The following is a 260-nucleotide window of genomic DNA, read 5'->3' as shown; positions in this document are numbered from 1 at the left end:
CCGCATACAGCAGAACGACGATCCAGCCGATCCGCGAATGCGACAGCATGGTGCCATAGATGATGAAGGCCGGTGCGACGCCGAAATTCACCGCATCGGCCAGCGAGTCGATCTCCTCGCCCATCTTCGAGGTGGCGTTGAGCATCCGCGCCACCCGGCCGTCGAGCGCGTCGAGGATCGCCGCGACCGCCAGGAAGGCCATCGACTCGGTGGGCCGGTCGTCGAGTGCCATCTTGACGGCCGACAAGCCCAGACAGATG

The 260-nt window shown here is 65.0% G+C and carries 1 protein-coding gene; it reads right to left on the bottom strand.

Annotation, left to right across the window (positions count from 1 at the left end; all coding sequences use genetic code 11):
• On the bottom strand, positions 1-260 hold a 260-nt coding region (locus ACZY0B_RS28080; RefSeq protein WP_463767473.1), incomplete at both ends, for a CDP-alcohol phosphatidyltransferase family protein.

It is taken from the genome of Mycobacterium sp. IDUB_19 (assembly GCF_055419445.1).
Note: the sequence above shows the minus strand (reverse complement) of the source record. Positions and strands in the feature narration are given on the sequence as shown.